Genomic DNA, 12233 nt, shown 5'->3' with positions numbered 1-12233 from the left:
TATGAGCCGAGCAATTATTAAAGAATAATCGAAGCGCAATATGTTTGAAATAGAATGGATAAATAATCGAGGAGATAGAGAAATGAATGATGTAAAGATGCAAAGAGCAAAAAGAGAATGGGTTCCATTTACAGTAATGTCGGAACAGTTATTAAGTATGCGAAAGGTTATTGGGGAGAAATTTAAAGTACAAAAACCATTTTTAACAAAAGAAGCAAAAGAGGGAATTTCTGATAAATTATTAATGTCATTATTGTCTGAGAAAGAAATATTGGTGACATATTTTGAAGATGGATACATACTTACAAGCTACATGACAGTTGTACATATAAATCCGCTAAAGCGCATTGTAATGTGTACTGACGCGTTTTATAAAACTTACGTATTTAATACCACGGATATTATTGAAATAGCGTAAAGTAAGCTATGTTAGATGTGAAACAGAAAAAATGAAACGGAAAAGCAGCTAGCTTCATACTAGCTGCTAAGCCCCAGGGAAAGGGAGAAAAAGATAGGGTACTCCAAAAATCAACAATAGCTGTATAACAGCCTGATTATAGTATGGACAAATTAAAAATTCTTAAACAGAACGATGAAAAAATAGGGTTAAGCTGTACCGACTTGGTTTTGATCCGCAAGGTCAGAATCAAACGTATTAGTCGCACTCACACCATTAAAAGTATTAACAACAAAACCAACGTTGGAAGCACCAGATCCATTATAAGCCTTCGTGTTTTCTTTTGGAGAAACGTTATAGAAATCACCTAAATTAAATGAACCGTTACTATTTTGTACAACTAAATTCCCTACAACTGAGGGCATAGTTCTCACCCACTTTACAATCATTTGTTAACACTACTATATGGTCTTATAGTCCAAATGGTTCATCTAACGAAAATTGCGGAATAATAAAACGTTTGAAGTGTAGCTTAATCCCATAATAAAAGTGTGTTAAACTGAATGTAAGGTTACGTAATTAAAAATCGAAATTGTATAATTGTCATATATGAAAACAAAGGAGGCAAAATGTAATGAATAAAGTTATAAAAAAAGTAGATTTAACAGATGCAAAGCCAAGTAATCTTGTTGCACTTATTTATAGCAATGAAGTTATATTGGTGGAAGAAGCATTTTGTCCAAAGGAAATAAAATTAAAGTTTAATGAAATTGCAATTTTATCGGCTATTAAAACAGCGCATATAATGAAAGTATCCATTAGAAAAGAGCTTGACGCGTTTTTTCATGACACGGGTGTTTTATTGGTGAAGCATAGTGCTGAGTATGGAAACAGTCAATCTATCACTATGCATTTTGAACAATTTAAAAAGTTACAACATGAGATTGAGTATTTAAGTAAAAGTATGTAATAAGGCAAGAGGAAGATTCTTGCATAGAGGTGAACAGTTCTATGTTGAAAAAATGGTTTGAAAATTTTTTAGACGAATCTCACTGTAAACATACATATAGTTTTATTAAGATGCAGGATAATGAAGATTTCAAAAGTGGTAAGCTAGGTGTAGCTTATGTGTATAGGTGTGAGAAGTGCGGGAAAGAGAAGTTGAAATTTAAAAGCAATAACGAAATAAATAATGATTTTTTTGATATATAGGAAAGAGTAACTGTTATGAGTTACTCTTTTTTGTATTTTTAACTCATTATAGAATGCACAAAATTACATATAGAAAATAAATATGAGTTAAAGGATGCCATTTATGTATTTCGAAAGCACTAGAAAATTTCTAAATAGGTGATAAGAATGAATCCAAACGGTTTAAAAGTGACAGGAGCATGGTTTCAAGTAGGAGGGAATCTTACAGCGGCAATTGGGACGACAAGAGGATTTATAGGGGAAGAGAAAGTTGAATCGGAGATTGTAATTGTAGGAAGTTCATTACAAGCCCTCGGGTATATATTGCAAATTATAGGGAGTAATGAAACCGAAGATAAAGTTGAAAAAGAAAATCAAAATATGTGTTTGGAGAAAAAAAGTGAAATGCTCGATAAAATGGGCATTGAGTTATTAGCGTTAGGGAATATATCAAATGTAATAGGAATATATTTTAATATAAATGAACAATTGAAAGAGAATGATTATCTTATAATTGTAGGGAATAGCTTACAATCAATTGGAGCTTTTTTAGGAGTAGAAGCGGCTTTACTTCAGATGAAAATGTTGCAGAAAATTATAGTGATAGGAAATTCTCTGCAAAGTTTAGGCGCTGGACTTCAAGCGTATCAAGGTATTGTTAATGTAATGCAGAATAGAATACAAAATGAAGACAGTAAGGTTGATAAGAAAGATGAGAGAATAATAGCACTTATTGGTGTTTGGATACAAGCGATAGGAACTGCTATTTCGGCAATTGGATTAACTATAATAGAGAAAGAAAAAAGATTAGAAAAAATAATCATATGAAATTGTTCATGGAAAGATGGTATGTAAAATTTTGATTTTACATAAGTAGAAAAGTTGAAGTGGTAGGTTTTTTTGCATTGAAATAGAATATATAATGGTAGAACAGTTATTAGTGGGTAATAAAAATATCGGAAATGTAAAAGTCACTGGTTTTTATAGTGTATGGAGAGATAAAAATACAAAACAAGGAGTTTTCAAGAGATGATGTATTTGTTGGCAATTCTTCTACCGCCTGTAGCCGTATTATTTTGTGGAAAACCATTTCAAGCAATAATTAATTTCCTATTAACATTAATATTTTGGGTTCCAGGCGTTATTCATGCGATATTAGTTGTACATGATAAAAAAGCAGATCGGCGTTTAAAAAAACAAATTCAAGCATATGATGAAATAAATAAAAAGAACAGAAGATAGCTGAGTTGTGAAACGATTTTAAAAAGAAAGGGGGACCACCTCCTTTCTTTTTTTTATTCTGGTTAAGTTTATATTTTGGTGTAGCGGTAAGAATTTTTAATATAAGTATTGTGATAACTCGTTTTAGAGTGTGCGTTTAGTAAACCGGTGTAAATGTTTTCAGGAACGTTAAAGAAATCATACAGTCCATTCTTTAATTGAATACGTAAAATCATAGAAAAAGGATTATATCCAACAGCAACTATAGTTTTGGAAATCACGGGAGATAACTCCATCATTACGCAACTCCTCACTTTTCATTTTTAATAATTTCTTATAGATGTTGAGGTTGTGATGTTGAAATCTTTATAATTAAAGAGGTATTATACTTATATGCAATATATTAAATGTTCGTTATACGTAATTATAAGGAAGTTCACACGAAGTACATATCGTTGTGCTATTTTTATTTCACCTTTGATTTATAAATAAGAAAATATTGACCATTTGAAAAAAAGGTATATTATTTATACGAGGTATTAAAAATTCACTTTTTACATTCTATGCTTAAAGGGGCAGCATTATTAGAAAAATAGAAGTGAAAATACTTTGTGTAACAAGCATTCTAAAATTTATAATCTGTGAATTAGGAAAATATTGAATGCTCCAGGTCAATATACTTTCTTAATTAAATTTATTTTAGAAAGTGACCTCAATATTTTTAAGTAAATCAACGGGAGAATTGAAAGGCAGGAGAAAGTAACATGTCAGAAAATTATCGTTCTCGAGAGGAGCGACGACAAGTTAAAAAGAAAAAACAGCCAGCTTCTAAAACACAAAAACCAAAAGGTAAAACATCATTTTTTCGCAAGTTTTTAATTACTTGTTTATTACTTGGTATTGTTGGTTTAGTGGGGGGAGTTGCTACCTTCTTTGTAATGATTAAGGATGCACCAAAACTTGAGAAAGCAAAACTTGTTAATCCGTTATCCTCAAAAATTTATGATAAAAATGGCGATTTGGTATATGAATACGGGAAAGAAAAGCGGACGAATGTTACGTATGATCAAATTCCTAAATTAGTAGAAAATGCATTTTTAGCAACAGAGGATGCACGTTTTTACGAGCATAGCGGAGTAGACTTTAAAGGTACTGCCCGTGCTGTTTTGGTGAGTCTTAAAGGAGATTACGGTTCACAAGGTGGAAGTACAATAACGCAACAGGTTATTAAAAATTACTTCTTATCGATGGAAAAAACATCAAAACGTAAAGTTCAGGAAATATATTTAGCGTATAAACTAGAACAACAATATTCAAAACATGAAATTTTAGAAATGTATTTAAATAAAATTAACTTAGGAAACCGTTCGTATGGTATCGCAACAGCAGCACAAAACTACTATGGTAAAGAATTGAAAGATTTAACATTACCAGAAGTTGCGATGCTTGCAGGTTTACCAAAAGCACCGAATAACTATGATCCGACGAAAACAGAAAATATTGAAAGAGCAACAGAAAGAAGAAATGTTGTACTAAAATTAATGAATCGACATGGTTATATTACGAAGGCAGAAATGGAAGAAGCTTCGAAAGTTAAAGTAACAGATGGACTTAGGACTGCAACTGTACAAGCAATGCCATATCCTGCATTTATGGATGCGGTTGTGAAAGAAGTTGAAAAAGAATTGCCAGATGCTAATATTGGTTCTGACGGTTTAGAAATTTATACAACATTAGACACGAAAGCACAGGATTTTGCTGATAAGATTTTAAATGAAAATATTATTAATTATCCAAATGATAAGTTCCAAGGTGCTTTCACATTTATGGATACGAAAACCGGAGAGGTTCGTGCTATAGGTAGTGGGCGCGGTGAAAATAAAGCCGTATTTAAAGGGCATAATATGGCCATTGAATTAGATCGTGCAGCTGGTTCGACGATGAAGCCAATCTTTGATTACGGTCCTGCAATTGAATACTTAAAATGGGCTACGTATCATCAAATTGATGATTCTCCATTTAAATATTCAACTGGACAAGAACTTCGAAATGCAGACAGAAGTCATTTAGGTCCAATTACTATGCGTGAGGCGTTAAAAATGTCACGTAACGTTCCAGCAGTTAAAACTGCAAAAGAAGTAGGACTTAATAAATCAAAGGAATTCTCTGAGAAATTAGGTATTACATTTAAAAAAGCGCCAACAGAATCTACAGCTATTGGTACAAACGAAGTATCACCAACTGAAATAGCGGGTGCTTATGCGACATTTGGTAATGGTGGAAAGTATGCAAAACCGCATTTTGTTAAGAAAGTAGTTTATCCAGACGGTAAGTCACAAAGTTTCGGGCAAAAACCAAAACAAGTTATAGCTGACTCTACAGCATATATGATTACTGATATGCTTCGTTCAGTAGTGACATCAGGTACTGGTACAGCAGCAAATATAAGTTCTTTAGATATAGCTGGAAAAACAGGTACAACAAACTATGATTCAAAACAATTAGCAAAATTTAATATTCCGGAAAGTGCAACTCGTGATAGTTGGTTTGCAGGTTATACGCCGCAATATACGATGGCAGTATGGACTGGGTATATGAAAGATGGTAAAGACGAGTATATTAGTAGTAAAAATACGAAAATTGCACAGTTGATCTTTAAAGCAATGATGAGCCAGATGGCTACAGATAAATCAAGATTTAAAATGCCAAGTAGTGTAATTCAAGAAGGTAGTGAGCTGCGTATAAAAGGTGAAAAACGTGATTCTTCTCCAAATACGAGCGTACCGGATACAACGGAAAAACCAAAACAAGATCAACAGCAAAAAACTGAAGAAGAGAAAAAGCAAGAAGAATTAAAGAAACAGGAAGAACTGAAAAAACAAGAAGAACAAAAGCAACAAGAGGAACTTAAGAAGCAAGAAGAACAAAAGAAACTAGAAGAGCAAAAGAAACAAGAAGAAGAAAAGAAACAAAATGAACAAAATAATGGAGGAGGCCAAGGGAATACGACACCTCCAGCAAATAACGGAGGAGGCCAAGGGAATACGACACCTCCAGCAAATAACGGAGGAGGCCAAGGGAATACGACACCTCCAGCAAATAACGGAGGAGGTCAAGGAAATACGACACCTCCAGCAAATAACGGTGGAGGTCAAGGAAATACGACACCTCCAGCAAATAATGGAGGAGGCCAAGGAAATACAACTCCACCAGCGACCACACAACCAGAAACTGGCGGTAATGCAGGAGAGGCCCCTGCTAATAATGGACAATAAGAAAATTTTATAAAAAATATTAAAAAGCACTTAAGTTTTGTAAAATTACAATCTTAAGTGCTTTTTTCTTTTAAATGCAGTAGCTATGAGACAATGTATTTTAAATATTAAAAGTACCATAGAAGTTTTGAAAATAAATTGAAGGAAAGTGATAAAAAATTTGAGATTGAGGTAACGGAGGATAAGCGTGGCTTTGAAAGGGGGTACTACTTGGATGTGCGCCATGATGCCAAAATGAGGGAGTAACTTGACCTGGAATTTGATAGTGTTGCCAAGTTGCAGGAAGTTCAATTCCTACATCGGAACTAGCTGTATGAACGGCTGGAACGTGTATCCCAGGAGTCGAAGGAACGACGGCTGTTACTCTTGAAGAGATCCACATAACATAATCACTCCTAAGTTGTGATAATAAAGTAGTATATTCTTTTCATGTGTATAAAGGTACATATAGATGGGACTTTAGGCTAATGTATACATATAAAGTTGTAAGACCAATTTAAATTGATTTTGGACCATTTATTATAAAAAGATACGTCTATTTACGGAGGGAAAAGGAACGAAGAAACTGTAAAATGGAGGTGTTAATTGCAATAACTTACGTGTTTATGGAGGAATATGAATGGAACGATTATGGACGAAATCATTTATTCAAATGACTTTCGCAATGTTATTTTTATTTACAGGATTTTATTTACTTGTTCCAACGCTCCCACTCTTTATTAAAGAGATAGGTGGCAATGAATCACAAGTCGGACTTATGATGGGAATGTTTACAATAGCGGCAGTTGTAATACGACCGATTATTGGAGGGATGTTGGATCAATATGGTAGAAGATCCTTTATTATTTTCGGACTCATCTTTTTTGGGTTAACGATGTACTCTTATCATTTAGCGACGACTATTGTCCTTTTAGCTGTTTTACGTGTTATTCACGGAATAACATGGGCTGTTTCTACAACAGCTGTTGGAACAGCGATAACTGATATTATTCCAGATTCACGCCGTGGTGAAGGTATGGGTTGGTATGGGATGGCTATGACGATTGCAATGGCAATCGGCCCAATGATTGGATTATCGGTTGTACAAAATTATTCATTTCATGGCCTTTTCTTATTAGCCACTCTTTTATCCTTTATGGCAGTCTTATTATCGTTAATGACGAAAATGCCATTCACACCACAAAAAGAAAAAGGAAAAATGAAACTGTTTGAAAAATCCGTACTATCCATTACGATAGTTGTATTCTTTTTATCATTTGCATATGGAGGGATTACGACGTTTTTACCGCTATTTGCATCGTCAATTGATGTGAATCCTGGGACATTCTTTCTTGTGTATGCAATTGCTTTAACAATCGTAAGACCAGTTTCAGGAAAACTATTAGATAAGTATGGAGAAGTATTTATCATACTTCCGGCACTATGCATTACTGTTATTGCAATAGTCGTGCTAACAATTTCGAATAATTTAATAGGTGTAGTTATCGCAGCTACATTATATGGTGTTGGATTCGGTTCAGCACAGCCAGCATTACAAGCGGCGATGCTTACAATTGTTGATCCGAGTAAAAGAGGAGTCGCTAATGCTTCATTCTTTACAGCATTTGATTTAGGGATTGGACTTGGTGTAATTTTACTTGGAGTTGTTTCACAAATGTTTGGTTACCGTATTTTATTTGCTGGTAGTGCAATTTCAGGATTAATTGCTTTCATTATTTTTGTCGTTTTTGTAAAACAGCGATTAGGTAAAAAAGAATTTGCGTAAACGGGAGGAACAAAGATGAAGATTTCAATTGATCATAAAGCTTTACAATGGTTTCAAGAAGAATTACGTATAAAACATGGTGAGTCTATACGGTTTAATGTAAGATACGGCGGAGATAGCTCCATTCAGCCTGGTTATTCTTTAGGGATTGTTGCAGAGAAACCAGATGGGGAAATCGTTTCAGTTGAGAAGGAAAGTATTTTATTTTTTGTAGATGTTGATGATCTTTGGTACTTTCAAAACTATGATTTAGTTGTAGGTTATCATGAGGAAATAGAAGAAATTCAATTTAATTACGTAAAATAATAACTTTATTAAAAATAAATAAATTTTATATGGAAATTATATTTAGAGAATAGTGAAATAAATGTAATAAAAAAACGGGCTGTATATGAATACAGCTCGTTTTTTTATTTAGTAAAAGGAATTGTAAAGTAGGTATATATTTAACTGGGTTATATGAATTAACTTTATATTTTGTTTTAAAGATAAATAAAGAGAAGTCTGTCCTTTTTTATAAACTATGAAAATTATTGTTGAAAAATTGTATTGTTACATCGGTAAAAGTATAGGAAACTTATCATTATAAAATAAATTGAAATCTTCTAAAAACTCTGATACATTGAAATAGAAATGTAGTTTCACAATATTGTAAAGGCTTACAGTTATGTGCACGAAGATCTATTAGGATTGGAGGAAATAATGATGAAAGCTGAAGAAAAATTTTCCCCGGGATTAGATGGTGTAGTGGCAGCGGAGACGAAGATTTCGTTTCTTGACACAGTGAAAGGTGAAATTGTAATTCAAGGGTATGATTTAATTGAACTCTCAAAAACAAAAGAGTACTTAGACATTGTGCACCTTTTATTGGAAGAACATCTACCGAATGAAGATGAAAAAGCAACACTTGAAAAGAAATTAAAAGAAGAATACGCGGTACCAGAAGGTGTATTTAACGTACTGAAGGCATTACCGAAAGAAACACACCCTATGGATGGATTGCGTACAGGTGTGTCCGCATTAGCTGGTTACGATAATGATATTGAAAATCGCTCGTTAGAAGTAAACAAAAGTCGCGGATACAAATTATTGAGTAAAGTACCAAACATTGTAGCGAATAGCTATCATATTTTAAATAATGAAGAGCCAATCGAACCACTTAAGGAATTATCATATAGCGCGAATTTCTTCTATATGTTAACAGGTAAAAAACCAACTGAACTTGAGGAGAAGATCTTTGATCGTTCCCTTGTTTTATATAGTGAACATGAAATGCCAAACTCTACATTTACAGCGCGCGTTATTGCATCTACGCAATCCGACTTATATGGTGCTTTAACAGGTGCGGTTGCATCTTTAAAAGGTAGCTTACATGGCGGTGCGAACGAAGCGGTTATGTACATGCTTTTAGAAGCTGGTAATGTTGAAAAGTTTGAAGAGTTATTACAGAAGAAACTATATAACAAAGAAAAAATTATGGGCTTTGGACACCGTGTATATATGAAGAAGATGGATCCAAGAGCTTTAATGATGAAGGAAGCTTTAAAGCAGTTATGTGATGTGAAAGGTGATTATACACTATATGAAATGTGTGAAGCTGGAGAAAAGATTATGGAGAAGGAAAAAGGAATTTATCCGAACCTTGATTATTACGCAGCTCCAGTATATTGGATGCTTGGTATTCCAATTCAACTGTACACACCAATCTTCTTTAGCTCTAGAACAGTAGGACTATGTGCGCACGTTATTGAGCAATATGCGAACAATCGTTTGTTCCGTCCACGTGTAAATTATATTGGCGAGCGACATGTGCTTAGTAAATAAGAACAACTGGGGAGTTGTTAGCACCGCCCGCCAGATGGGTGTTTGACCGACACCCATCATTAATAATAACGAATTTTCGACAGAAAGGGAAGGATAGCATGATTAAAACAAATGAAATTAAACAAAAAGATGCATTATTAGAAGAGATTACGGATTATGTATTAAATAAAGAGGTAACAAGTGCAGAAGCATTCAGTACTGCTCGTTACGTATTACTTGATACACTTGGATGCGGAATTTTAGCATTACAATATCCAGAATGTACGAAATTATTAGGACCAGTTGTACCAGGAACAATCGTGCCAAATGGTACACGTGTACCAGGTACGTCATATGTACTTGATCCAGTGAAAGGTGCATTTAATATCGGCTGTATGATCCGTTGGTTAGACTATAACGATACTTGGCTTGCAGCAGAGTGGGGACATCCATCTGATAACTTAGGCGGAATTTTAGCTGTGGCAGATTATATTAGCCGTGTTCGTATTTCAGAAGGAAAAGAACCGTTAAAAGTACGTGAAGTATTAGAAATGATGATTAAAGCACATGAAATTCAAGGTGTACTTGCTTTAGAAAACAGCTTAAACAGAGTTGGTCTTGACCACGTATTATATGTAAAAGTAGCAACAACTGCAGTAGTTGCAAAAATGCTTGGCGGAACACGTGAAGAAATCTTTAATGCATTATCACATGCATGGATTGATAATTCTAGTCTTCGTACATATCGTCATGCTCCAAATACGGGATCACGTAAATCATGGGCAGCAGGTGATGCAACGAGCCGCGGTGTTCATCTTGCAATGACTGCTCTAAAAGGTGAAATGGGTTACCCTACGGCATTATCTGCACCGGGCTGGGGATTCCAAGATGTATTATTCAATAAACAAGAATTAAAATTAGCAAGACCATTAGATTCTTATGTAATGGAAAATGTATTATTTAAAGTTTCATATCCAGCAGAATTCCATGCACAAACAGCTGCAGAATGTGCTGTGAAATTACATCCAGAAATTAAAGGAAAATTAGATGAAATTGACCGTATTACAATTACAACGCATGAATCAGCAATTCGTATTATTGATAAAGAAGGTCCATTAAATAACCCAGCGGATCGTGATCATTGCTTACAATACATTACGGCAATTGGTTTATTAAAAGGGGATATCGTTGCGGATGATTATGAGGATGCAGTAGCAAATGATCCACGTGTAGATGAATTACGTAATAAGATGGTTGTTGTTGAAAATAAACAGTACAGTTTAGATTACCTTGACCCGAACAAGCGCTCAATCGCCAACGCTGTTCAAGTTCATTTCAAAGATGGAACTGTAACAGAAAATGTGGAATGTGAATATCCACTTGGTCACCGTTTCCGTAGAGACGAAGCAATTCCAAAAGTTGTTCAAAAATTCACTGCAAATATGGCAGGTCATTATTCTAGTAAGCAACAAGAACAAATTCATGAAGCTTGTTTAAATGAAGAGAAACTAGAAAATATGAATGTAAATGAATTTATAGATCTATTCTTAATTTAATAATAGGGGGAATTTAGAATGGCTTGGGTTGTGAATAAACAGTCAACACAAGAAGAGCTTGCGAATCGCTTCCGAGCTTTAGTAGAAGCAAATGAAATTTTGCAAATTCCAGGTGCTCATGACGCAATGGCAGCTCTTGTTGCGAAAAATACAGGTTTTTCAGCTCTTTATTTATCAGGAGCTGCTTATACTGCAAGTAAAGGGCTACCTGATTTAGGAATCGTGACGTCTACTGAAGTAGCAGAGAGAGCAAGGGATCTAGTAAGAGCTACAGACTTACCAGTTCTTGTTGATATTGATACTGGATTCGGTGGCGTCCTAAATGTAGCGAGAACAGCAGTAGAAATGGTGGAAGCAAAAGTAGCAGCTGTTCAAATTGAAGATCAACAATTACCAAAGAAATGTGGACATTTAAATGGTAAAAAACTCGTTACGACAGAAGAATTAGTTCAAAAGATTAAAGCGATTAAAGAAGTTGCACCGAGCTTATATATTGTAGCGCGCACAGATGCTCGCGGTGTAGAGGGCTTGGATGAAGCGATTGAAAGAGCAAACGCCTATGTAAAAGCAGGTGCAGATGCAATATTCCCAGAAGCGCTTCAATCAGAAGAAGAGTTCCGTCTATTTAATAGTAAAGTAAATGCACCTTTACTTGCCAATATGACTGAGTTCGGGAAAACGCCGTATTATAGTGCAGAGGAATTTGCGAATATGGGCTTCCAAATGGTTATTTATCCTGTAACTTCACTTCGCGTAGCAGCGAAAGCGTATGAGAATGTGTTTACTTTAATTAAGGAAACTGGTTCTCAAAAAGATGCACTTTCTAATATGCAAACGAGAAGTGAGTTATATGAAACAATTTCATATCATGACTTTGAAGAACTAGATACTGGAATTGCAAAAACAGTATTATCAGAGGATCAATAGATAAAACAACTAAGGCGATGAGAATACATCTTTAGCAAGACAAACTGCTTGATGTGAAAATTCATCGCCTTCTGTTTTCAAAAATAAGATATTCCACT

At 34.5% G+C, this 12233-nt stretch carries 14 protein-coding genes; 11 read left to right on the top strand and 3 right to left on the bottom strand.

The window, feature by feature from the left end:
• Nucleotides 1-82 precede the first annotated feature (82 nt).
• The gene (locus QCI73_RS15745; RefSeq protein ID WP_001000620.1) at nt 83-418 is read left to right on the top strand and encodes a YolD-like family protein; all 336 of its coding nucleotides are present in this window, start codon (nt 83-85) and stop codon (nt 416-418) included.
• Between the two features lie 188 nt (nt 419-606).
• On the opposite strand, the gene gerPF is transcribed toward QCI73_RS15745, so the two are convergent.
• The gene (gene gerPF, locus QCI73_RS15740) at nt 607-822 is read right to left on the bottom strand and encodes a spore germination protein GerPF (RefSeq protein WP_001141565.1); all 216 of its coding nucleotides are present in this window, start codon (nt 820-822) and stop codon (nt 607-609) included.
• A 209-nt stretch (nt 823-1031) separates the two neighbouring features.
• On the opposite strand from gerPF, the gene QCI73_RS15735 reads away from it, so the two are divergent.
• The 4 genes from QCI73_RS15735 (at nt 1032) to QCI73_RS15720 (ending at nt 2830) form a co-directional block, all read left to right on the top strand.
• Nucleotides 1032-1367, top strand: coding sequence for a hypothetical protein (locus tag QCI73_RS15735; protein WP_353823310.1), 336 nt, complete (start codon nt 1032-1034; stop codon nt 1365-1367).
• Between the two features lie 41 nt (nt 1368-1408).
• Nucleotides 1409-1609: a hypothetical protein gene (locus QCI73_RS15730; RefSeq protein ID WP_327923741.1), complete on the top strand. Its 201-nt coding sequence runs from the start codon at nt 1409-1411 to the stop codon at nt 1607-1609.
• 147 nt (nt 1610-1756) lie between these two features.
• The gene (locus tag QCI73_RS15725; protein ID WP_353823309.1) at nt 1757-2416 is read left to right on the top strand and encodes a DUF6944 family repetitive protein; all 660 of its coding nucleotides are present in this window, start codon (nt 1757-1759) and stop codon (nt 2414-2416) included.
• A gap of 201 nt (nt 2417-2617) precedes the next feature.
• Entirely contained in the window at nt 2618-2830 is a 213-nt protein-coding gene (locus QCI73_RS15720) for a YqaE/Pmp3 family membrane protein (protein ID WP_000990229.1), read from the top strand.
• 68 nt (nt 2831-2898) lie between these two features.
• On the opposite strand, the gene QCI73_RS15715 is transcribed toward QCI73_RS15720, so the two are convergent.
• On the bottom strand, nt 2899-3108 hold the full coding sequence (locus QCI73_RS15715) for a KTSC domain-containing protein (RefSeq protein ID WP_000970367.1): 210 nt from the start codon (nt 3106-3108) through the stop codon (nt 2899-2901).
• Nucleotides 3109-3573: 465 nt separating this feature from the next.
• Between QCI73_RS15715 and QCI73_RS15710 the strand changes: the two genes are divergently transcribed.
• On the top strand, nt 3574-6084 hold the full coding sequence (locus tag QCI73_RS15710; protein WP_327923742.1) for a PBP1A family penicillin-binding protein: 2511 nt from the start codon (nt 3574-3576) through the stop codon (nt 6082-6084).
• Between the two features lie 100 nt (nt 6085-6184).
• Here QCI73_RS15710 and QCI73_RS15705 read toward each other — a convergent pair whose 3' ends face one another.
• On the bottom strand, nt 6185-6466 hold the full coding sequence (locus tag QCI73_RS15705) for a hypothetical protein (protein WP_070805953.1): 282 nt from the start codon (nt 6464-6466) through the stop codon (nt 6185-6187).
• Between the two features lie 237 nt (nt 6467-6703).
• On the opposite strand from QCI73_RS15705, the gene QCI73_RS15700 reads away from it, so the two are divergent.
• From QCI73_RS15700 to prpB, 5 genes are all read left to right on the top strand, one after another.
• Nucleotides 6704-7849, top strand: coding sequence for an MFS transporter (locus QCI73_RS15700; RefSeq protein WP_353823308.1), 1146 nt, complete (start codon nt 6704-6706; stop codon nt 7847-7849).
• A 15-nt stretch (nt 7850-7864) separates the two neighbouring features.
• The gene (locus QCI73_RS15695; protein ID WP_070805955.1) at nt 7865-8155 is read left to right on the top strand and encodes a HesB/YadR/YfhF family protein; all 291 of its coding nucleotides are present in this window, start codon (nt 7865-7867) and stop codon (nt 8153-8155) included.
• Nucleotides 8156-8551: 396 nt separating this feature from the next.
• On the top strand, nt 8552-9673 hold the full coding sequence (gene mmgD / locus QCI73_RS15690; RefSeq protein WP_353823307.1) for a citrate synthase: 1122 nt from the start codon (nt 8552-8554) through the stop codon (nt 9671-9673).
• Nucleotides 9674-9771: 98 nt separating this feature from the next.
• Complete coding sequence (prpD, locus tag QCI73_RS15685; RefSeq protein ID WP_327923744.1) at nt 9772-11208, top strand: 2-methylcitrate dehydratase; 1437 nt, start codon at nt 9772-9774, stop codon at nt 11206-11208.
• An 18-nt stretch (nt 11209-11226) separates the two neighbouring features.
• On the top strand, nt 11227-12135 hold the full coding sequence (prpB, locus tag QCI73_RS15680; protein WP_000312650.1) for a methylisocitrate lyase: 909 nt from the start codon (nt 11227-11229) through the stop codon (nt 12133-12135).
• The last annotated feature ends 98 nt before the right edge of the window (nt 12136-12233 follow it).

Source organism: Bacillus cereus group sp. MG16 (assembly GCF_040459875.1).
GTDB lineage: Bacteria > Bacillota > Bacilli > Bacillales > Bacillaceae_G > Bacillus_A > Bacillus_A paranthracis.
Note: the sequence above shows the minus strand (reverse complement) of the source record. Positions and strands in the feature narration are given on the sequence as shown.